General features: G+C 55.0%; 20 protein-coding genes. 12 read left to right on the forward strand and 8 right to left on the reverse strand.

The features are described 5' to 3' along the window. Positions 1 to 62: 62 nt before the first annotated feature. Genes ACR0MJ_RS09880 through ACR0MJ_RS09895 form a run of 4 tightly spaced genes read left to right on the forward strand, consistent with a single transcriptional unit; the run spans position 63 to position 3,222 of the window. Positions 63 to 860: an ATP-binding cassette domain-containing protein gene (locus ACR0MJ_RS09880; RefSeq protein ID WP_170407522.1), complete on the forward strand. Its 798-nt coding sequence runs from the start codon at positions 63 to 65 to the stop codon at positions 858 to 860. Positions 861 to 901: 41 nt separating this feature from the next. Beyond that, on the forward strand, positions 902 to 1,666 hold the full coding sequence (locus tag ACR0MJ_RS09885) for a transporter substrate-binding domain-containing protein (protein ID WP_170394204.1): 765 nt from the start codon (positions 902 to 904) through the stop codon (positions 1,664 to 1,666). A gap of 9 nt (positions 1,667 to 1,675) precedes the next feature. Further along, positions 1,676 to 2,428, forward strand: a complete 753-nt coding sequence (locus tag ACR0MJ_RS09890) for an ABC transporter permease (protein WP_480760847.1) — start codon at positions 1,676 to 1,678, stop codon at positions 2,426 to 2,428. Then, a complete protein-coding gene (locus ACR0MJ_RS09895) occupies positions 2,425 to 3,222 on the forward strand; it encodes an ABC transporter permease (protein WP_170625582.1) in 798 nt (265 codons plus the stop codon). Before ACR0MJ_RS09890 ends, ACR0MJ_RS09895 begins: the two co-directional genes overlap by 4 nt. A 182-nt stretch (positions 3,223 to 3,404) precedes the next feature. Here the strand turns inward: ACR0MJ_RS09895 and ACR0MJ_RS09900 are convergent, their stop codons facing one another. The 5 genes from ACR0MJ_RS09900 to ACR0MJ_RS09920 form a co-directional block, all read right to left on the reverse strand. After that, positions 3,405 to 4,391 carry a zinc-dependent alcohol dehydrogenase family protein gene (locus ACR0MJ_RS09900; RefSeq protein ID WP_480760848.1) on the reverse strand — a complete coding sequence of 329 codons (987 nt, stop codon included), beginning with the start codon at positions 4,389 to 4,391 and terminating at the stop codon, positions 3,405 to 3,407. Positions 4,392 to 4,474: 83 nt separating this feature from the next. Beyond that, positions 4,475 to 5,320, reverse strand: coding sequence for an enoyl-CoA hydratase/isomerase family protein (locus tag ACR0MJ_RS09905; protein WP_170394211.1), 846 nt, complete (start codon positions 5,318 to 5,320; stop codon positions 4,475 to 4,477). A 91-nt stretch (positions 5,321 to 5,411) separates the two neighbouring features. Further along, a complete protein-coding gene (locus ACR0MJ_RS09910; protein WP_480760849.1) occupies positions 5,412 to 6,200 on the reverse strand; it encodes an SDR family NAD(P)-dependent oxidoreductase in 789 nt (262 codons plus the stop codon). A gap of 12 nt (positions 6,201 to 6,212) precedes the next feature. After that, on the reverse strand, positions 6,213 to 7,178 hold the full coding sequence (locus ACR0MJ_RS09915) for an LLM class oxidoreductase (protein ID WP_480760850.1): 966 nt from the start codon (positions 7,176 to 7,178) through the stop codon (positions 6,213 to 6,215). Between the two features lie 13 nt (positions 7,179 to 7,191). Beyond that, positions 7,192 to 7,968 (reverse strand): CmcJ/NvfI family oxidoreductase, encoded by a 777-nt coding sequence (locus ACR0MJ_RS09920; protein ID WP_170407536.1) that lies wholly within the window; start codon positions 7,966 to 7,968, stop codon positions 7,192 to 7,194. Positions 7,969 to 8,075: 107 nt separating this feature from the next. On the opposite strand from ACR0MJ_RS09920, the gene ACR0MJ_RS09925 reads away from it, so the two are divergent. Further along, positions 8,076 to 8,987 carry a LysR family transcriptional regulator gene (locus ACR0MJ_RS09925; protein WP_480760851.1) on the forward strand — a complete coding sequence of 304 codons (912 nt, stop codon included), beginning with the start codon at positions 8,076 to 8,078 and terminating at the stop codon, positions 8,985 to 8,987. Positions 8,988 to 9,223: 236 nt separating this feature from the next. On the opposite strand, the gene ACR0MJ_RS09930 is transcribed toward ACR0MJ_RS09925, so the two are convergent. Further along, positions 9,224 to 10,159, reverse strand: a complete 936-nt coding sequence (locus ACR0MJ_RS09930; protein ID WP_480760852.1) for a LysR family transcriptional regulator — start codon at positions 10,157 to 10,159, stop codon at positions 9,224 to 9,226. Between the two features lie 95 nt (positions 10,160 to 10,254). Here ACR0MJ_RS09930 and acdA point away from each other — a divergent pair, with 95 nt between their 5' ends. Both acdA and ACR0MJ_RS09940 read left to right on the forward strand, forming a co-directional pair. Continuing rightward, complete coding sequence (gene acdA / locus ACR0MJ_RS09935; RefSeq protein ID WP_480760853.1) at positions 10,255 to 11,472, forward strand: 3-sulfinopropanoyl-CoA desulfinase; 1,218 nt, start codon at positions 10,255 to 10,257, stop codon at positions 11,470 to 11,472. Between the two features lie 341 nt (positions 11,473 to 11,813). Next, complete coding sequence (locus ACR0MJ_RS09940; protein ID WP_170394225.1) at positions 11,814 to 12,167, forward strand: hypothetical protein; 354 nt, start codon at positions 11,814 to 11,816, stop codon at positions 12,165 to 12,167. 706 nt (positions 12,168 to 12,873) lie between these two features. On the opposite strand, the gene ACR0MJ_RS09945 is transcribed toward ACR0MJ_RS09940, so the two are convergent. After that, the gene (locus ACR0MJ_RS09945; RefSeq protein WP_480760854.1) at positions 12,874 to 13,914 is read right to left on the reverse strand and encodes a hypothetical protein; all 1,041 of its coding nucleotides are present in this window, start codon (positions 13,912 to 13,914) and stop codon (positions 12,874 to 12,876) included. A gap of 207 nt (positions 13,915 to 14,121) precedes the next feature. Next, positions 14,122 to 14,430, reverse strand: coding sequence for a hypothetical protein (locus ACR0MJ_RS09950; RefSeq protein ID WP_480760855.1), 309 nt, complete (start codon positions 14,428 to 14,430; stop codon positions 14,122 to 14,124). A gap of 293 nt (positions 14,431 to 14,723) precedes the next feature. Here ACR0MJ_RS09950 and ACR0MJ_RS09955 point away from each other — a divergent pair, with 293 nt between their 5' ends. From ACR0MJ_RS09955 to nadC, 5 genes are all read left to right on the forward strand, one after another. Then, the gene (locus tag ACR0MJ_RS09955) at positions 14,724 to 16,787 is read left to right on the forward strand and encodes an alkyl/aryl-sulfatase (RefSeq protein ID WP_480760856.1); all 2,064 of its coding nucleotides are present in this window, start codon (positions 14,724 to 14,726) and stop codon (positions 16,785 to 16,787) included. Positions 16,788 to 17,652: 865 nt separating this feature from the next. Next, positions 17,653 to 18,534 carry an NrtR DNA-binding winged helix domain-containing protein gene (locus tag ACR0MJ_RS09960; protein WP_170509435.1) on the forward strand — a complete coding sequence of 294 codons (882 nt, stop codon included), beginning with the start codon at positions 17,653 to 17,655 and terminating at the stop codon, positions 18,532 to 18,534. Between the two features lie 77 nt (positions 18,535 to 18,611). Then, the gene (gene nadA, locus ACR0MJ_RS09965) at positions 18,612 to 19,583 is read left to right on the forward strand and encodes a quinolinate synthase NadA (RefSeq protein ID WP_170625571.1); all 972 of its coding nucleotides are present in this window, start codon (positions 18,612 to 18,614) and stop codon (positions 19,581 to 19,583) included. Continuing rightward, positions 19,580 to 21,118, forward strand: coding sequence for an L-aspartate oxidase (locus ACR0MJ_RS09970; RefSeq protein ID WP_480760857.1), 1,539 nt, complete (start codon positions 19,580 to 19,582; stop codon positions 21,116 to 21,118). The genes nadA and ACR0MJ_RS09970 overlap by 4 nt, the downstream gene beginning before the upstream one ends. 12 nt (positions 21,119 to 21,130) lie before the next feature. Then, positions 21,131 to 21,997 carry a carboxylating nicotinate-nucleotide diphosphorylase gene (gene nadC / locus ACR0MJ_RS09975; RefSeq protein ID WP_170512142.1) on the forward strand — a complete coding sequence of 289 codons (867 nt, stop codon included), beginning with the start codon at positions 21,131 to 21,133 and terminating at the stop codon, positions 21,995 to 21,997. The last annotated feature ends 74 nt before the right edge of the window (positions 21,998 to 22,071 follow it).

Consider the following 22,071-nt stretch of genomic DNA (forward strand, 5'->3'; position numbering starts at 1 on the left):
TACACTTGCATAATTGCGAGATTCGAGGCTTACTGCAAGCTGAAATCAGAAGATTGTTGGATATGGACACAGCCGAAGCAGCATCACCCACACCCGAAGCCACTGCGTCCATTGAGGCGATAAAGATTGAGGACCTGCACAAATCCTTTGGTGCGCTAGAGGTCCTGAAGGGTGTCTCCCTGACCGCCAACAAGGGGGACGTTGTCGCAATCATCGGGGGGTCAGGCTCGGGAAAATCCACCATGCTGCGCTGTATCAACTTCTTGGAAACGCCGAGCTCGGGAAAAATCACCATAGGCGGTGAATTGGTTGAAATGCACGCCGATGGTAGCCCCGCGAACCGCCGCCAGATCGAGCGTATCCGAACGCGGCTGGCAATGGTTTTTCAGCAGTTCAATCTGTGGACGCATCGCACGCTTCTGGAGAACGTGATCGAAGTGCCGATACATGTCCTTAAGGTGCCAAAGGCAGAGGCTATCTCGCGGGCGCACGACCTGTTGAAAAGGGTAGGGCTTGGTGACAAGGCCGACACCTTTCCGGCCTATCTATCTGGCGGTCAGCAACAACGCGCCGCCATTGCCCGTGCGCTTGCCGTAGATCCTTCGGTGATGCTTTTCGATGAGCCCACATCGGCGCTGGACCCCGAGTTGGTCGGCGAAGTTTTGAACGTGATCCGTGATCTCGCTGGTGAAGGACGCACCATGCTGCTCGTCACCCATGAAATGAAATTTGCGCGCGAAGTTGCCAGCCACGTTGTCTATCTTTTCGAAGGCCGCATTGAAGAGCAGGGTCCACCTGCCGAGGTCTTCGGTAATCCAAAATCAGAGCGGTTGAGGCAGTTCCTCAGCTCGGTCGCCTGATTCAGTCAAAACAAACTAATGAACCAAAAGGGAGTAACAAAATGAACCTTAAGAAACTGCTTGCGTCCGGAGTTGCCGCCGCCATCCTTTCAGTTGGTGTCGCCAGTGCCGAAGAGGTCAAGATCGGTATCGCGGCTGAACCTTATCCACCATTCGCTTCGCTTGACAGCTCAGGCAACTGGGTTGGATGGGAGATCGATGTTATCAATGCTGTCTGTGCCGCTGCCGAACTGGACTGTGTTATAACGCCTGTAGCCTGGGATGGTATCATCCCATCGCTGACCGGGCAGCAAATCGACGCCATCATGGCCTCAATGTCGATCACCGAGGAGCGGCTGAAAACCATTGATTTCAGCGATCCTTACTACAACACACCCGCTGTAATCGTTGCGGACAAATCGATGGATATCGAAGCGACACCCGAGTCGCTGGCGGGTAAAGTTGTCGGCATCCAGGCTTCGACCATCCACCAGGCCTATGCGCAGGAATATTTCAAGGATGCTGAACTGCGGGTTTATCAGACACAGGATGAGGCCAATCAGGACCTGTTCGCAGGCCGTATTGATGCAACTCAAGCAGACAGCATCGCCATGGCCGACTTTGTAAACTCGGATGCGGGCGCCTGCTGCGAAATCAAAGGCGCCGTTGCTGATGATCCCGCTATTCTGGGACGCGGCGTTGGGGCTGGCGTGCGCAAAGGGCAAGATGACCTGCGTGAGGCGCTGAACAAAGGCATCGCTGCAATTCTTGCCGATGGCACGCACGAGAAGATCACATCGAACTATTTCTCGGCCAGCATTTACTAAGCCGCTGCCGTGAACGGACTGTTGGATTCACTTGGATTGGCGCAGAGCGCAGAGCTTTTGTCGCTCTCGCCGCCGGGATGGGGGGGCAATCTGCTGCGCGGATTGTCCCACTCATTGCAGATTGCTTTCGGCGCTTACGCCCTCGGTCTCGTGATCGGATTGTTCGGAGCTTACGGCAAACTCTACGGCGGGAAGGTCACGCGCGATCTTCTCGCCATCTACACGACGGTGATCCGGGCCGTGCCCGAGCTGGTCCTGATCCTGATCCTGTATTACGTGGGATCTGACATCATAAACAAAATCTCCTCCGCAATGGGCGGGGGTCGGGTTGAGGTCAGTGGTGTTGGCGCAGGCATATGGGTGCTGGGTGTTGTCCAGGGCGCTTACGCGACCGAGATTTTGCGCGGCGCAATTCAGGCGGTTCCGCCCGGTCAGATCGAAGCCGCCAAATCCTACGGTATGCCCGCCTTTATGACCATGCGCCGCGTGACAATCCCGGCCATGATGAGCTTCGCCGTGCCAGGTCTTGCCAACCTGTGGCTGATTGCAACCAAAGATACCGCGTTGCTCGCTGTTGTGGGTTTCAACGAGCTGACACTGGAAACCCGCCAGGCTGCAAGCAGTACACGCGCCTATTTTACTTTCTTTCTGGCAGCGGGATTTCTTTATCTCATGGTAACGCTGTGTTCGGGCGGCATCTTCGCTCGGATTGAGAAATGGGCGCGTCGCGGCCAACCCTCCCTTAAAGGAGGGGGCAGATGATTGATTTCAGATCGTTGATGCAACCACATCGCATTGTGATGATGCTGATATTCGCTGGAATCGTTGTCTGGTGCGCCGTCTCTCTTCAGTGGGACTGGATCCCGAAATATGCGCCGCTCGCCCTTCAGGGCATTTGGACGACAATCTGGCTGTTGGTGGTCACCGTAGTTTTGGGTTTCCTACTCGCCGTTCCACTTGGATTGGCACAGGCGGTTGGGCCTTGGTATCTTGCCGCCCCTGCCAAGGCATTTTGCACTATCATCCGCGGCACACCGCTGCTGCTGCAACTCTGGTTATTGTATTATGGGCTTGGGTCTTTGTTTCCGCAGTTCCCCTGGATACGCTCTTCCGAGTTGTGGCCCTATTTGCGGCAGGCCTGGCCTTATGCAGTGCTGGCGCTGACGTTGTCCTATGCCGGCTACGAAGGAGAGGTGATGCGCGGTGCCTTCAAAGGGGTCGCCAAGGGTCAGCTTGAGGCAGCCAAGGCATTTGGCATGCCACGTTTCACCATGTTTCGCCGTATCTGGTTGCCGCAGGCTATCCGCAACGTCCTGCCGACATTGGGCGGTGAAACCATATTGCAACTCAAAGCAACTCCATTGGTTGCGACGATCACTGTCGTCGACATTTACGCCGTGTCTTCACGTGTGCGCTCCGACACTTTCATTATTTACGAACCGCTCATCCTGTTGGCCGTATTCTATATTCTCGTCGCGGGCGTGATCGCATTTGGTTTCCACTGGCTGGAAGTAAAGGTGCTTGGGACTGGAAACCGCAATGGCGGTATCAGTTAGTATCGCCAGCAGCGGAGGGGATCCATGTGCTGCGTCAGCTCCGACCAGTGCTTTGAGTTCATAGCAATCTGAGCTGCAACTTGCATTCAGCTTGGCTGAGTACTGATGGTCGATATCAATATCAGGCCATACTGGAATGGTGCGCAATTATATCTCTGCGCACCAATCCCGACTGGTTCCGTTCACAGCTCTACAACAACTTTTCCGACCGCCGCTCCGTTTGTCAGGTGCTCATAGGCTGCATCGACATTGGTCCACCCAAACCTCTGTTCGTCAACAATTGGTTTGAGTTGGCCCGCGTCCGCCATTTCCGCCAGAGTTTTCAGGATGTCACCATGGGATTGACGCCCGACATCATGCATCATCGGGATCAGCATGAAGACGACGTGCAGAGACAGACCTTTGAAATGCACAGGTGTCAGATCAATCTCGACCATCGCGACGGTTGAGGCGACTTGGCCATTGAGCTTGGCCGCTTCGAACGAGTTCGTCATGTTAGGCCCACCCACGCTATCAAACACCACATCGAAGCCCACGCCATCAGTGTGTTCGGCCACGTAGTCCTCGACCTTTTGGGTTGTGAAATCCAACGGGCGCGCACCGAGACCCTCGATCAGGGCTAACTGATCTGCTCCGCGACCTGTTGCCGAAACGGTTGCGCCAAAGTGGCGCGCAACTTGAACGGCAACATGACCAACGCCACCGGCACCGCCTTGAACCAGAACGGTCTGCCCTTCGCCGACACCGGCGCGGGTCAATCCTTCGTAGGCGGTGATGCCTACGAGAGGCAGCGCCGCGGCCTCTCGCATGCTCAGCGTCTTGGGTTTGTGTGCAATCAGGCGGGCATCCGCATTGATGTACTCGGCTAGCGAACCAGGGAGGTCCATCAAACCACCGGCGCAGCCATACACCTCATCGCCTATGGAAAAACCTATAACACCTTCGCCAACGGCTGTGATTGTGCCAGCAAAATCCATGCCAAGGATCGCGGGCAAATTGGGGGACAGAGGTAGATCCGCGCCCATGCTTCGGATCATTGTATCGACGGTATTGACGCTGGCCGCGGCCACTTTGACGACTACATGCCCAGACGTTGCGACCGGGTCAGGCATTTCTACAAGCTCGAACGGTGCATCGGGTCCGTAGGCGTTCAGAACCATTGCTTTCATTGGGATATTCCTTTTTTTGACGAAGTGTCAGGCGCGGCTTTGAACAGCGCACGCCTGACGTGATCATTGTGTTGGAGGACGGATCAGTTGATATCCTGAACCTGCATAACCAGATCGCCCCACTTGCGCTGGTTTTCGATGTCGTGTTCCAGACCCTGTTCATCCGCGATGGTGAACCGTTTGACCGCCGGGGTTTTGCTTGTGGCCTGATACAGCCAATAGGCTTCGGCCTTCAGCGCTTCATCAATTGGTTTGTCAATGGATTCATAGACCATCTGCTTGCAGGCATTGATCGACTCTGCCGGGAATTTTGCGATCCGCTCGGCGAGCGCTGTCACATACGGGCCAATCTCATCTGGCTCCAAAGCCTTGTTTATGGTGCCCAGACGTTCTGCATCATCCGCATCGTAGTCTTGTGCGCTCAGGATGATCTCAAGCGCTTTTCCAAGGCCGGTTTGACGTGCCATGCGCGAAGCACCGCCGCCGCAAGGCAGGATGCCCATTCCAACTTCCATCTGCATGAACTTGTACTTACCCCGCGCCGCAAATCGCATGTCGAGCGCCAACGCCAACTCGTGTCCGCCACCACGTGCGAACCCTTCCAGCTTTGCGATGGTGGCTTGTGGCACCTTGCTGATCCGCTCGCAGACCGATTGAAGGTCCAAAAGCTGTGCGTCCTCCCGGGATACGGCCTCAGTCGACATATCCTTGAGCAGCTCGGTATCGTAGTGGCAGACCCAGATTTCCGGGTTGGCGGACTGAAAGATCACGACCTTGGTTTCGCGGTCTCGCTCTAGCCGCATGGCCAGACTGTTGAGGTCGGCCAGCATTTCCTGGCCTTGCACGTTTACGGTGCCAAAGTTGAATGTGACTGTTGCGATGCCGTTTTCAACAGCAACGTCAAAGGTTTGAAAGTTCTCATATTTCATCAGACAGTCCTTTCTTGGGCCTCGACGCGGCACACGCGAGGGGTAAGGGAGGTTAAAGTTGGAAGCGCGTCTGGATTTAGTGCAGCGCGGGTCAGTTGGTCTGGTTAATCAAACCTCTGATCGAGTTCATGACGTCGGCAACATGTGCTTTGTCCAGTGCTGCGGCATGTGGATTCGCGAAGGCACCGCTGTCATTGTCAAAATAGGCACCTGACGCATCAGCGAACCGATCACCCAATGCTGCGTCAATCAGGATATCAGCGCCGATGTTCATATCGTTCCCGGCTAGGCCGAATCCTTCTTTCACCATCTTTGAGGCCAACAGCGATCCCGGATTTACCGCGACCATGACGGGTGCATCGGACAGAGATTTGGCCCATTCCCGGGTCCAGATGGTGATCGCCAGCTTGCTTTGCGCATAAGCCTCCATATCAGCCAGCGGAACACTGCCCACCAGTGCATTTATATTCACCGGGGCCTGCGCTGCCGATGACAGGTTCACGACGCGCCCGTCGGCGGGAATGATGGGCATCAGCAATTCTGTGAGCAAATAGGGTGCGAGTGTGTTGACGACAAAGCGGATGTCCTGCCCATTCGCAAGCACAGTTTGCGGAGCTTTCAGCACACCTGCATTGTTGATCAACACGTCCAGTTTGTCATGTTTGGCCTTTACGCTTTCAGCCAGTTCTCGCACTGCGGACAGATCGCTCAAATCAGCGGTATAAGTTTCGACATCGCCGCCGACGTCGGTGGCAGCGCTGTCCAATTTGGAGGTACTGCGTCCATGCAGAAGTACTTTGTGTCCATCGGCGGCCAGCTTCTTTGCCGTGAGCAAACCAATGCCGTCGGTTGAACCTGTAATGAGTATAGTCTTGGTCATTGATCTGATCCTTTAGGAAAAGTCGGGCAGTACGGTATCCGCCAAGTGTTCGAGGGTCGTATCGATGGGCGCTTGATTGAACCGTAGGTTCAGTGCAACGTGATTGACCCCAAGCGTTTCTATTTCACCTAGATAGCTACGCAGGAAATCGGTACCAGACTGAAACCCAAGATGGATCGGGCGCGGTGGTGCGGCGTGATCGGCAACGACATCGATATACAGGGATTGCATGACAGGCTTGTCTGGCTGGCCCGCTTCCTTCCCGCGCCTCCGATAGTCCGCAATAACCTGCCTTTGGGCAGTCGCATTGCGCGGATAGGTCATCCAACCATCGCCGTTCTGCGCCACCCAATCGGGGGATTGCTGGCTACCACCCGTAATAATCATCGGCAGGCGGGTCCCATGCGGCTTTGGCAGCAGGTCAATCCCGCCAGACAGCGTACCCTGTGCACTTTCACGCTCGGGATAGTCCAATCCAACGGCGCGGATATAATCAAAGCTGTCGCGGAAACGTGCCCCGCGGTCATCATAGCTCTGGTTCATAGCCGGATACTCCTCAGGCCGGTCCCCGGAGGCTACACCCAAGAGCAACCGTCCGCCCGAGAGCACATCCGCGCTCGCCGCCGCCTTGGCTACATGAGCGGGGTGGCGCAATGGCAGGATCACGCTCGCCGTTCCAAGGGCAATTCGGTCCGTTACCGCAGCAAGCGCACCCAGATAGACAAATGGATCGAAAATCTGTCCTGCATCACCAAAGTTTGGAACGTTGAATGGCACGTCGCGCAGCCAAAGTGATACAAACCCGAGGTTCTCCGCTTTCCGAGCCGCTTCCAGATGATCCCGAAGCGTCGGCTCTGCACCGACTGCATATGCTTCGAGTGGCAACACAAGGCCAACGCTCAGCTGTCCCGGTCGAAATACCCGGTTATAGGCCACGTTGATTTGGGCAAAATCAGCAGGCTGCATTTTATCCAACATATCCGGCTCTCCTTTAATAGCGCACCAAGGTGCGGCTCTCGATGCTTTTGCGAATGGTGTTGATGTTTGAATCTTCGACCATATCAAGCGCACTATGCGCGATCGACGGAGCACCTTGATTGTCATAGATGTTGAAGATCGCGACCTCATCCGGCGTCATCTTCGATTGATAAATCCATTCATGCCTGGGGTTTCCTACCAGCCCCATTATTTGCCCATTGCGGTCGGGATAGATCAGGTCCAGCAAAATCCAATCAGACGGTTCAACTGATGACGGGCGAACAAAGCCCAGGGGTGCTGAGTTGATAGGATGATCCACAGGGCGCCACACATTAACAAAAGCATAGTGACCGCGCGCCCACTCGGCTGCGGCCTCGGCACCCAAAAGATCGACAAGCCGCTGTTCGGCTCCGTCCTTGCTATAGTCACTGTGGACGTTGCGCGCGGGTTTGCGCGTCGCTCCTGGGTCATCTATCCGAACCGTGTGATCAAAAACCACAACCTCGCGCGCACCTAACTTGTTCGAGAGCATTGCCGTTAGTTCCGCATCGTATGTCGGTTTCCAGACCTCGCCGGTAAAATCTTGTACCTGCGTTTCCAGCAGCGCGAACTCAACAGCATCAGACGCGAATGTAACTGTGTTGCTCGTGGTGCGGGCATCTGTCAATGCAACAGCCGTGCTGGCCAGTTCGGGCGAAATCAAATTACCAGCGATCCCGCCTGCATCTAGTTCAAAGGCTTGCCGCCAGGGCTTGTGAACGTGGTAGTTGACAGTGGCTGTCCGCGTCATCTGCGTCTCCTTCCCATGCCGAGTTGCATCCATGAAGGGGATTTAACGCTAATCTATTTGCGTATAAACTGCCCATTCATGGATTGATAATTCGGGTTTGCGATATAATGGGGCTTGATACAGACGCGCTGAGATTGTTTGTAGCGGCGGCAGAAAGGCTGAACATCAGTGCGGCGGGGCGCGCTTTGGGCATGGCTCCAGCTGTCTCGAGCGCAAAGCTTGCCAAGTTGGAGCAAAGCCTGGGTTCCGAACTGTTACATCGCACAACGCGCAAGGTGTCGCTGTCTGTTGAAGGTGCCGATTTCCTGCCCTTCGCCCGAGAGATTATTGCGCAGGAAGAGGCAGCACTTACGGCGTTGGGCAAACAAACAGCGACCATCCGCGGTACATTGCGCTTCGCTGCGCCCAGCACCTTTGCTCAGCTCTACATTGCTCCAATCCTGCCGAAATTTCTTCAACAGCACCCCGATCTGACGCTCGATTTGCGCCTATCGGATGTGCAGTTCGATCTTATCGAGGGGAGTTACGACCTTGCACTAAGAAATGCGCCGCTTGTCGACACCAGCCTGAAAGGCCGAAAATTGGCTGATGACCGACGCATACTGTGCGCTGCGCCGCACTATCTTGACACATACGGCACACCCAAAACACCTGCCGATCTGAAAAGCCACCACCTGATCGCTTTCCAAAATCGCCAATTGCGCACGCTAACGGGAAAGGCAGGTGAGAAAGCCGGATTTGACCCAGCGATGGCTAAGGGTCAATTGATCATAGACGACGGCCAAAGCCAGGTCTGCGCCACTCTGGCCGGCGCCGGAATATCCCTGAACGCACTGTGGAGCGTGTATGATCACCTGAAATCGGGCCGGTTGATGCAAATTCTGCCAGATTTTGAGGCTACGGAAGACAATGTACTATGGCTTATCTATCCCAAGTCCAACGTATTATCCCCCAAAGTTCGGGTATTCATGGATTTTCTGATCGCAGAGATTGGCTCAAATCCACCTTGGGAAACATGATCCCAATATTGGTCAAGAGCGCCTTAAGACATCACGGCGCCAGTTTGGAGAAATGCACGAGGCGGACACGCCTTTTGCAATTGCAATAGCCTGATCTGTTCCGCGATTTATGAGTTCCCGTGAACGCGGCCATCGCCCCCGTAGCGAGTGGCTAGTTCGACAGGCTGCATCGCAGCATCTAAACGGTTTATCCAAGGCCGGTTCCGGTCGTTCTTGCGTGAACCCAAAAGAGGGTTTCAAGACCTTAGTCGATCAAGCCGAAGCCGCGAGTGCGGGAGAGGTGTGTCTTGTTCGCTCGCAGCGGCGGCCTCGCCCGTCGAGAATAGCGAGGCAAGCATCGCCTCACTTCCAGCCAGCGCGCCCTTGCGTACGGTCGCAAGGACAAGTTTCCGAGCCGACGATCGTGGGAGACAAATACTTTTGACGTCGTCAGACCGGTACCGCAAAACATCGGGGACAGGCAGAAGCGTAAATCCCAGGCCTGCCGAAACACATTCCATAATCGCTTCAAGGTTATCAAGGACAATGGTTTCGGAACCCTTCGGTCTTTTGTGCTTAAGCATCTCTCCAGCAATGAGTTTTCCGATCCCGGTGTCGGGCATAAAGTGAAAGAAGGGCTGCGCATTCAATAAACCCGCGAGGCCGTCTTTCAGCAATTTCTTATGGGCTGCAAAGGCAAAGGGTTCCTCTCGAAGCACCTCTTCCGCAAGCGTGTCAGGAACACCTTCTGCATCTGTAAGAAGGGCGGCATCAAGCTGACCGCTTACAACCTTTTCTTGTAGAACCTTGGACAGGCCGGTTTCGAATGAGAAGGTCGCTTGCGGTGCTTGACGTTTTGCGTTGTTCAGGAAGTTCGGCAGCAAGCGAACGGCAGCAGTTGTGACAAATCCTATTCGGAAATGCCCAACAAGCGTGTCCGTCGGGCGACAGATTTTGAGAAGGCTGTCTTCGTGCTGCAGGAGCGGGATCGATGCCTCGACGATGCTCCGGCCGATTGGCGTAAGTCGCGGTGGTCGTACGGTGCGGTCAAAGAGGTCGACGCCAAGCTCCGCCTCAAGCGCCTTCATCTTCATTGAAAGTGCAGACAATGTCATGTTTTGCTGCTCGGCCGCTTTCGCAAAGGAGCCGACATTCGAGACCCGTATGAGGGTTCTGAGAGAACGTGTCTGCATAAGTTAAAGTATACTGGATTAGATATCCAATTTTATTCGATTGTGTTGTATTACTGCAAGCGTATTCTGTTAAAAAACAGAGACGAGGGACACGCATGCCGCATCCGCTTGTGAACGTTGCGAAAGAACTGGCCCCAGAATTTGAGAAACGTGCCGCAGATTGGGACAGATCGCGCAGGTATTGCTGGCAGAATGTTGGCGAATTGGCCGATGCTGGCATCATGGGTATGACCATTCCCAAGAAATATGGTGGGCAGGGCGCGAGTTTTCTGGATGTCACCATGGTGGTGGAAGAGATCGCAAAAGCCTGCACCCTGACCGCCCGCATCGTTGTCGAGGGCAACATGGGCGGCATCAGTGCGGTCATGGGGTACGGCAATGATGAGCAGAAGGCTTTTTGTGCTCAGCATGTCCTGGCAGGAGATAAGCCTGCGATCTGCATAACCGAACCTGACTCGGGAAGTGCCGCGACCGAAATTCAGACTACCGCGCGGAAACAGGGTCGCACATACATCCTCAACGGGTCCAAGCATTGGATCACTGGTGGAGGGGTCTCGAAGCTGTACCTGATCTTTGCCCGCGTGCTCGATGAGGCAGGCGTCGATCAGGGGATTGGCGGTTTCATTCTGTTTGCCGACCCGATGTCAGGAGATACGCCCAAGGGGTTCACCGTGGTGGGTCGCGAATACACGATGGGCCTTTGCGGTATGCCCGAAGCAGAATTGCGGTTCGAAAATGTCGAGATCAACGAGAAATGGCTGGTCAAACCGCCTTCAGGATTGAAGCGTGGCTTTGCCGACCTGATGAACGCTTACAATTCGCAACGCGTCGGTGCGGGAGCAGTTGCTATGGGTGTTGCGGCAGGGGCACTTGAACATGCAAAACGCTACCTCGTTCAACGTGAACAGTTCGGGCGCCCGCTTGCAGAATTCCAGGGGCTTCAATGGATGCTGGCCGATATGGACACGCAAGTTCATGCAGCTAGGCTGCTGCTCCATGAAGCGGCACGATCGCGTGGCCCAAACGGCAGTCAGTATCCCGATATGACCATGGCCGCCCGCGCCAAGCTTTTTGCGTCCGAGATAGCTATTAAAGTGGTCAGCGATGCGCTGCAGATGTTCGGCGCGCGCGGCTACAGCGATCGTGAACCTCTGGAGCGGATGTATCGCGATGTGCGCATGTTCACTATCGGCGGCGGGACTGCACAGATTCTCCGGACCCAAATCGCCGGAAATATTCTAGGCATTAAAACACCACAGACGCGGGACGGATACACGCGCCTTGCCGACATGGAGCGTTACGCGGCTGAATAGAAGGCCCTATAAAAATTGAAAAAGGACTTTCGGACCGCCGACTTTCTTGTGCCGCAGCCCTACGCGGTTGCGTGCCGTCACGCCTTCGGCATGCTCGGCCGACGGTTTTTTCGCGTTAATCTAGTTGCCTATTTAGCCAACTTAGCTGCGCAAGAAAGACGCTGCATTCATGCGCCAGAGAAGTTTGCGTCCGAGCCAGCGAAACAAATGCAATTTTACGCTGCGTAAAATGGCGGGGCTATTTTTCGACAATCGTAAACTTCCTAAATGAGATTTGCCTAGGCAGGCAAGTTTAGCGTGTACGCCAAGCAATTACTTCGATTCCCGAAAGGAAAACTGCGATGAAAAAGTTCATTTTTGTTGCTCTCATCAGTCTTACCGCATGCACTCAGTACCCGATGCAGAAGCCACTGATGGTTGACGGAACCAGGAATGCGACCTTCTACACAGATGAGGCTGAATGCCGATTGATGGCCGCGAGTTTCAATCCTGGGCAGCGTAAAATGGATGCTACGTTCGGCGCTATTGATGGCGCGGTTACTGGTTGGGTTGTTGGCGAGAAGGAAGATGTCATCGGAGGTGCGATCGCAGGTGGCATAGTCGGATCTGTGCGCGGCCAGTACAATGACGAAATGGCGCGACGTCATGTGCTTGTGAACTGCATGCAGGTGCGTGGTCACGGTGTGGTGGGCTAGTAATGGCTGCAGATTACTCAGTGGTTTATCGAACGGGGCCTTGGCCGTGACTCAGAAAAGGGTCTGAACAGAGTTCGTAATTTGGGGTAAATTCTGACCAGAGAAGGAGTGCTCTGATGCCGAATAAACGTTTCAGTTGTAACAGTTAAAGAAACCGGCCTGATTGGGTGGGTGAACAGTGTCGCGCAGATCTTCCAAAGACGCGTTTCGATTGCCTTGCATGTTGGAGCAACGAATTGACATATCCCACCCAGAAGCGCGCTTCTTTCAGGCTACAGGTAATCAACTTCCGCATGTTGAGCACCGATGAGCAAAGTGCTTTGCAATGCCGAAACTACGTAAAAGGCCGTCCCCAAAATGCGCCAACTCTGACAAACCATTCCAGACATGGACCGGCAGCGACCGTTGGCCCGCTTGCGTGAAAGCTAGAAAATCGAACGACGATCTGATGATATAAAGTCAGCCATCTGACGTGGTTTACTTATTGCTGCGTACAAGGGTGATGCGATTCCAGATAACTGTGAAACCCACCGATGAATAGGTGTGCGGAAACTGGATAAGCCGGTCAAGAATCTGACAAACCAGCCTTCTGGAGGCTGGCCAACAGGTTCTCCTTAAATGTGGCGTCAAGTTGCCAAATGGCAAGTATATCCGATGCAACAGATGAAAAATCTGGGCGTAGAACCAACAAGCTGCGTAGAGCCGCCTAGGCCTGTTCCCCATTTCCCAGTTTGCTGTGTAGCGCGGCCTGCCATAGATGGGTCCAGAAGAAACCTGGCATATCGATTTGTTCCAATTGTGCCAGCGCCGCTTCATAGTCGCCCCGGTCGAACTCGTAAAAAACCCGCGGAAACAGATACCACTGAGGATGCACAGGGTTCAGAGCGATTGCCCGGTCTACGATAGCAAGTCCTTTGTCCCATTCGCCACTGAACGCCAGACGCATCCCGTAATGGGCCAGAATGTCGGTGTCATTCGGATTCAGGTCAATCGCCCGTTGCCCGGCCTCGCGGAACCCGGCAAAATCACCGAGCACGAACCGCATATTGGCCATCATCAGATGTCCCGCCGCCAGATTTGGGTCGATCTCGACCGCCCGGCGTGCTGCGGCATCGGCTGCGGCCAGAATCTGTTCGCGATTTCCGCCCAGCCTAAAACGTATCTGTTGCAGATACAGGTTCGACAGCACCGCCCAGGCCTCGGCATAATCCGGAGCCTTCTCGAGCGCGTTCAGGATGCAGGATTTGATTTCGGCATGGCGATCCAGATTGATGGTTACCTGATAGCTGTAATAACCAAGCACACAGTCATAAGCATCGCGATTGTTGGGTGGAATTATATCGGCATCTCGCATCGCGCCAAGCGTCAGTAGCCCGTATTTCCCGGCCAGTTTACCCATTACATCTCGGATAATGCTGTCCTGTACCGCATAGATTTCCTCGGAGGTATTGCTGACCTCGTAGCTTTGCGACCAGATATATCTTCGGTCTTTCAGATCAATGAGGCGTGCGGACAGGCGCAAGGTGTCGCCCCTGTCCATCACATTGCCTTCCAGCGCGAAATCGGCGTTGAATTCTGTACGCAAGCTCGTCGTATCAATCTCGGTTTCACCAGAATGCAGTGTGCTGCCAAGGGGCAAGACCCAGATGTCCCGGAACCGGATCAACTCGGTCGTCAACTGCCGGGTAAGACCATCGGCGAGGTACTCGGGGCCCTCTCCCAGAGTTTCAAAGGGCAGTACAGCCACGACGGGCCCTTTGGGCAAGCTGTGATTTGCCTGTTCCTCAGGCGTCCCTGAACGGGTCAATCCCCAGATCAGCCCAAACAATGCCAGGCCAAAGGCGACAGCCAGTCCAATCCCAGCGCGTCGTCGTCCGCTGAACCCGGCATTTGGCCGGGCGTCAGCAGGTGCCGGAACAGGGCCGAGCAGTGAAGATTTTTCGAACCGCGGCGCCTATCCTCCTTTGGGTATGGTGAGACGTATCGGATCGCCCCGACCGGGCCCGGCATAGTAGGTGTCAATCTCCTGCCGTAGTCGCCGCGCCTCAAATCGGACAATCGGATCGACCTGCTGGTCGAAGCTTTCGTCGCGGTCAAAGACGGACATGGCAATCGACACGCCTTTGATCTGATCTGAACGACCGGCCAGATATTCCTCGATGATATAGTTCAGAAATGCGCGGCGTTTGGGGCTGGCGGTGAAATCCGGATGATCCAGGATACGTTGCATCTGTACCCGAATTTCGCGCTCGGTAGTATCCACTACAATATCCCTCTGCCTCGGGAAAACCAAGGAAAACCATTATGTTGGCCTCGTTGATACATGTGTTTTTCGACATGTGGCAACATGTTTGCACTTCTCGGGAAAAATTCTGCGGATAAGAGGGCCGCACTGCTGGTCGTACAGGCAGGCACCCGGCTTCCAAAAGATCGCGCATCTCGGCACTTCTGGAGGTCAATGCACCGGCGGGAGGAATTTCAACCTCGTGGTTCGTCCCGTCAGACCTCCTGCGCTGCGATCTCTTTTGAAGCGTTCATGATAGGAACCGATTATATATGCCACGCCGAACCACCTTACTCTTGACCGTCACCCTTTTGACGCTGACCTCAGGTCTTGCCGTCGCGCAGGATGATAGTCCTCAGCACTTTGACCCGAAGGGCAAGCTGCCCTCGGATTACACGATCGAATTCCAGCAAACCCAACGCAATAACCTGCCGTTCGATGACGAGCGTGACTTTGAAGAAAGCCGCAAGGGGCTAATTGCGGTTCCAGAATACCGCCAGATCAAAACCGAGGATGGCACCGTCGCCTGGGACATCGGCAGCTATGACTATCTGCTCGAGGGCAAAGAGTTCGACTCGATCCACCCGTCTTTGCAGCGTCAGGCGATCCTGAACATGAATTTCGGCCTGTACGAGATTCTCGACGACAGCATCTATCAGGTGCGTGGCTTCGATCTGTCCAACATCACTTTTATTCGTGGCGATACCGGCTGGATCATCTTTGACCCGCTGGCCTCCAAGGAAACTGCCGCTGCAGCGCTGAAGCTGCTGAACGACACCGTGGGCGAACTGCCGGTCAAGGCGGTTGTCTATTCGCATTCCCACGCCGACCATTATGGCGGTGTGCGCGGGGTGATCACCGATGAGGACGTGGCAAACGGCGTGGAGGTGATCGCGCCCGAAGGTTTCATGGAACATGCGGTTTCCGAAAACGTCTATGCGGGCAACGTGATGAACCGCCGTCTGTTTTTCCAATACGGCGTATTGCTGCCACGCAGCCCGTTCGGTCATGTGGATCAGTCCATCGGCAAGAACATCTCGGCTGGCACCACGGGCCTGATCGAACCGACCCGCCATATCTCGGACGCGTATGAAGAGATCATCGTAGACGGCGTGCGTATGATCTTCCAGAATACACCGGGTACTGAAGCACCTGCTGAGATGAATACCTATTTCCCCGACCTCAAGGCATTCTGGGCGGCGGAAAACATCACTGGCACAATTCACAACATCTATACCTTGCGTGGCGCACTGGTGCGCGATGCGCTGAGCTGGTCCAAGCATGTCAATGACGCGCTGTACAAGTTTGGGCAGGATGCCGAGTTGATGTTCGCCTCTCACTCTTGGCCCCGTTACGGAAATGAGCGCATTCAAGAAGTGATGCGTGCGCAGCGTGACACTTACGCCAATCTTAACAACGGGGTGCTGAATCTGGCCAACAAGGGCGTGACCATCAATCAGATTCACAACGTCTATGACGTGCCGGAAAGCCTGCAGCAGCAATGGGCCGCGCGCAGCTATCATGGCTCGGTCGAGCATAACAGCCGGGCGGTGATAAACCGTTATCTGGGCTACTGGGATGCCAACCCCACCACGCTCACACCTCTGTCGCCAGAAGACAGCGCGCCGCTGTTTGTCGAGATGATGGGCGGTGCCGAACCGATCCTGACAAAAGGGCAGGAACTGGTGAACACCGGCAAATACCTTGAAGCGACCGAGATTCTGAACAAACTGGTCTACGCCGAGCCACAGAACCAGGCCGCCAAGGACCTGTTGGCCGACGCGTTCGAGCAGATCGGGTATCAGAAGGAAAGCCCTTCGGTCCGCAACTCGTTCCTTGGCGCGGCGTTCGAACTGCGCAACGGTATTCCGCAGGGCGCTACCATCGAGACTACCGGTCCCGATACGATAAGGGCGATGCAGACCACGATGTGGCTCGACTTTCTGGCCATTCGTGTCAATAGCGCCAAAGCCGCCGATATGGAGTTCACCATCAACCTGTCGATCCCCGATCGGGACGAGAACATCGTTGTCGAGATGAGCAATGCCACTCTGACTCATATCGTCGATCAGGTGGCGGAAGACGCCGATCTTTCGATCAGTCTGAGCCGCACGGACCTGGAAAAGCTCATGACCGGTGAGCGCAGATTGACCGAGATGCTCGCTGATGGCACCGCGCAGTCTGAGGGCAACGCCGAGATCGTAGCGCAACTGGCTTCGACCCTGGATCAATTCGATTTGGGTTTCGAGTTGATGCCCGGCACCGGTGCACAGGATTTGACACCACCCGCCAATGATTTTGCCCAGCCCGGGTTAGCAAACTCGAGTGGCGGCTGAGACGGGACCGTCCGATTGAAAGCTGGCTCAGGGTTTTGCTGCCCTGGGCCTCTCTCTTTCTGACTATTGGACCGGGAGAAGTTTTCGACCAGTAGTGCTGGTATCGGAGCAGCAGAATGCCCCGCCCGAACGACTGCTGGATTGTTACCGCCGTGCGTGGACTCTTTCATCCGTGGTGTCAATGCGGGATCAGAATCTTCAGCCTAAGAAAGCCAAAGCGCATGACGCAAAAATCAAACTGGGATGTTCTGAAACTTGCAATTTGTGAACATCAGCCAAGATATCAAACTACCTAGAGGTCCCGATCCATAGATTTCAATTCACTCCTGGACCCCGTCCCGTACAACGATTCAAAGAACTGGCTGCTTAGCGCCGCGGGTCGGATGGGTATCTTCGAACTGGAGGAAGCTTCACAACCCAACTGTCGAATGTGAAGTGGTCAGACCTTAGCTGCGATATGCTATGATCGCTTCCAAATTTCGATAAGACACTGTGTGTCGCAAATCGAAGTATTTAGTGTAATCATTAATGTCTTTGCGGAAACGGCAGCCTTCAAAAAGATCATACGTAAGACCGTTCTGAGAACTACCTTAGCGAAACGAATACCTCAACGGGCTGTTTGGTCAGCCCGAACCCATATCTTGCGACACTTCTCAAGTCGTGAGACGAAACTGTATTTCAGGTTCATTGGACCGAAAGTAGTAACCTGATGTTAGAACAGTGGGACGATTAACTGGGCCAGAAATGCTTGTTCTCTGAAGAAGCACCCGTCACACTGTATTTTTCTTCAAGCCAAGGTACTAAATTTGGGTTAGAACGCACATTCTAACCAACGCTTCGCGACATTCTACAAACAGGAAATTCCTTGCCAAGTGGACTAGCCCCTGCCGAACTGATCGCAATCCTAATCGCCGTGACTGATGATCAGCCGCGTGTCATGACCTTGCGTGGCGGTAACGCGCTACCTTCGGGACCGTTCGAATCTTCACACCGCAGCTTACAAAGCGGCTTGCGGGCTTGGATTGAGGCGCAGACCGGCCATCCGGTGGGATATCTTGAACAGCTTTATACCTTTGCAGACAGGGATCGCGATCCACGCTCGGGTTATGCCGACAACTCTCAGCGTATCTCGATCAGCTATCTCGGTCTGGTGCGGGAGCAGGATACTACCGGTGCTGGACGTCCGGCATGGCGTAGCTGGTATCAGTACTTCCCATGGGAGGATCATCGTGATCGCAGCCCAGAAGAGCTACCGCAAATTATCAAACGTATCTCAGCTTGGGCAGGAAGTGATCCGCTAAAACTGCAGCGTGTGGACTATCTGTTTGGTTTGAATGGGAAGACTTGGAACGAAGAACTGGTTTTGCAACGTTATGAGCTGATGTACGAAGCAGGGCTTGTTGACACTCCTGAATTCGGTCGTCACATGGAAGCGGACAACCGTCGCATTCTCGCCACCGGCATATCTCGCTTGCGGGCCAAGATAAAATACTCTCCGGTGGTGTTCGAGCTCATGCCCGAAAGCTTCACCTTGCTGCAGTTACAGCGCACAGTCGAAGCGCTGTCTGGTCTACACCTGCACAAACCCAATTTTCGCCGCCAGATTGATCAGCAGGAATTGATTGAAGATACCGGCGAAATGTCCAGCGGCACCGGTGGTCGCCCGGCGCGCCTGTTTCGATATAGGCCGGCCATTCTAGAGGCTCGCATGCTGTCGGGCGTCAGATTACCTCTCTCCCGGTCCTGAACCTCGCTTGACATAATCTCGAATCGAGAATAAGTATGGCTCCAATATACTCGATGCGAGTATAAATGGAGAAGCTAATGAAAGACTTTCGCCTTCCAGACCTCTACGACCGGGTAAAGCAGATCATCCCGCAACCCGAATGGATGCTGTTTGAAGATGATCTGGAAGCCATCCTTGATCTCAAGCGTGAGAGGAATGCGGTCATCCTCGCCCACAATTACCAAACGCCGGAGATCTTCCACGGAGTTGCCGATATCGTGGGCGACAGCCTTGCGCTTGCGCGCGAAGCTGTCGAGGTTGATGCCGATGTAATTGTGTTGGCTGGTGTGCATTTTATGGCGGAAACTGCCAAGCTGCTGAATCCGGATAAGACAGTGCTGATCCCAGATTTGGGGGCGGGGTGTTCACTGGCGGATTCCATCACACCCGAGGATATTGCGCTTTTGCGCGAAGCCCATCCCGGCGTTCCGGTGATCACATATGTAAACACTTCGGCAGCGGTGAAGGCGGCATCGGATATCTGCTGCACGTCGGGCAACGCAGTAAAGGTGGTGGAATCCCTCGGGGTGTCGCGCGTGTTGATGATCCCGGACGAGTATCTCGCCAAGAACGTCGCCAAAGAGACCGATGTCGAATTGATCGCATGGCATGGACATTGCGAGGTGCACGAACTGTTTACTCCAGCCGATATACGTGAAATGCGCGAAGCGTGGCCGGGTGTTACGGTCCTAGCCCATCCTGAGTGCCCGCCCGAAGTGGTTGCCGAAGCAGATTTTTCTGGCTCTACCGCAGTCATGTCGGATTTCGTCGGCGACAAAAAACCGACGCGGGTTTGCCTGCTGACCGAATGCTCGATGAGCGACAACGTGGCGCTGAACCATCCTGAGGTGGAATTCGTGCGCCCCTGTAACCTGTGTCCACATATGAAGCGCATTAGTCTGCGCAACATTCGCAACGCATTGGAACTGGGCCATCACGAAGTCACCGTCGATCCGGCCATCGCCGAAGATGCGCGCCGCGCGGTAGAACGGATGCTGGCAGTGAAATGATCTGGCTCGAAGGGCTTCATGGTCGAACTGCCATCATCGGTGGCGGCATCGCCGGGCTGACGGCAGCGCTGGAACTAGCTCCACAACCCGTAGTACTAATCACCCGTGCAGGGCTGGGCCAGGAATGTTCCAGCGCTTGGGCTCAAGGAGGGATTGCCGCCGAACTAGGCACGGATGGTGATCCTGCGCAACACTTGGCCGATACTTTGCGGGCGGGCGACGGGCTGTGCGACGAAACCCTGGCGTCGGCCATTCTCTGCGAAGCGCAAAAGGCGATCACTGGTTTAGAGAAACATGGCGTTCGTTTCGATAGAACCGCCGACGGCACATATGCCTTGGGGCGCGAGGCCGCGCATTCCCGCCGCCGCATACTGCATGCAGGCGGCGACCGCACCGGAGCCGAAATCACATCGGCCCTTGCGAGTGCCGTGTTGCAATGCCAGTCGATCACTTGCTTGACCGGAGTCGAAGCCCGACGGGTGTTGACGCTAGACGGACACGTCACAGGCGTTCATCTGCAAAAAGATGCCCAAGCAGAGGTATTGCGCACATCTCAGGTCGTTATGGCGACAGGCGGTTGCGGCGGTCTGTTTGGTGTCAGCACCAACCCTTCAGGTAATTTCGGCCAGGGCGTCATGATGGCCGCCCGCGCCGGGGCAGCCTTGCGCGACATGGAATTTGTCCAGTTTCATCCCACAGCGCTGGATATCAAGCAGACACCTCTGGCATTGGTCAGTGAAGCCGTCCGGGGCGAGGGCGCAATTCTGATCGACCAAACCGGCAAGCGCTTCATGTCGCATATTCCGGGGGCTGAACTGGCCCCACGCGACGTGGTGGCTCGTGCCGTGCATCAGGTCATATTGGAAGGCGGGCGAGTGTTTCTTGATGCTCGTGCCGCGCTTGGTGCCGAATTTGTCCAGCGGTTCCCTGGCATCCATGCATTGTGCGCAGCAAGCGGAATTGATCCGGCGCGCGATCCCATACCGATACTTCCGGCTGCGCATTACCACATGGGCGGTATCGCCGTTGATGAGTATGGAAGAAGCACTCTGTCAGGCCTTTGGGCCATAGGTGAATGCGCGGCCACTGGCCTGCATGGTGCCAATCGCCTTGCCAGCAATTCACTGCTGGAGGCAGTGGTGATGGGACACCGCGCCGCAAATGATGTTGCCAAGGCAGAAATGAGAAACCTGTCATTTGTTCCTACAGTTACCGCTCTGCCTCGTTCTGACCCTAGCTCTGTCCGGCCTTTGGCTACAAAATATCTGGGTTTGATCCGCGACGAGGTGGGATTGCGTCAAGTCATTTCAAAGTTGTCTCCGTTGGTCGAAACCGCTGCCTGCGCTTCTGACCCGGCACTAGTCGCGCTTTCGATCGCGGTCTTTGCCGATCTGCGCCGAGAATCGCGTGGCGGACATTACCGAAGCGACTTCCCCAATCCTGAGGCGAACGCGCAATCTCTTTTGATGACTCTGACCGAAGTACTTGCTCATGCGAGTTTGAACAGTCAGGAACCCTTTCTGAGGACTGCTTGAGAAATGACTATCATGCCCCTAGCCCCGTTGCCCCGAACGATGCTGGAGCCGGTGATCCGCCGCGCACTTGATGAAGATTTGGGCCTCGCCGGAGATGTCACCTCCTCGGCTGTTATTCCTTCGGATCATGTTTCCGAAGTTGTGGCTTGCGCGCGTCAATCCGGATGTATTTCCGGTCTGGACTGCGCTGAATTGGCTTGTGAGCTGATAGATCCGGCGATCAAAGTAATCCGTCATGTCGAGGATGGAGAGACAGTCGCGCCCGGCGCAGTGATCGCCACTTTCAAAGGGCCGTCGCGCAGTCTGCTGATTGCCGAACGTACGGCGCTCAACTTCTTGGGTCATCTATCGGGTATTGCTAGTGTGACAGCCGATATGGTTCGCCGCGTCGAAGGCACGCGTGCTGCCATCGTCTGTACCCGAAAAACAACGCCCGGTTTGCGGGCTTTAGAGAAATACGCTGTGCGATCAGGCGGCGGCATGAACCATCGCTACTCCCTAAGTGACGCGGTGCTGATCAAGGACAACCACATCGCCATAGCCGGGGGTGTCCGCCCAGCCTTGACTCGGGCCAAAGAGACAGTCGGTCATATGGTCAAGATCGAGATCGAGGTCGACACGCTGGAGCAGCTGGCCGAAGTTCTGAAAATCGGTGTTGATGCGGTGCTTCTGGATAACATGGATCCAAGAACCTTAAGCGAAGCTATAGGCATGATTGATGGTCAAGCCATTGCCGAAGCTTCAGGCGGGATAACCCCAGATAATGTGCGGGCTGTGGCGAACACCGGTGTTAATTTGATTTCTATGGGCTGGATCACCCACAGTGCACACTGCCTCGATATTGGTCTGGATTTTGTACTCTCGCAGCGCCAAGAGTAAGCCAACAGTCACGAAGTTCATTGCCCGAACGATCGAAATCAACGGCCTTTCCAAAAGATTGCCAACGGCAAGAG

It is taken from the genome of Ruegeria sp. C6, from assembly GCF_056537625.1.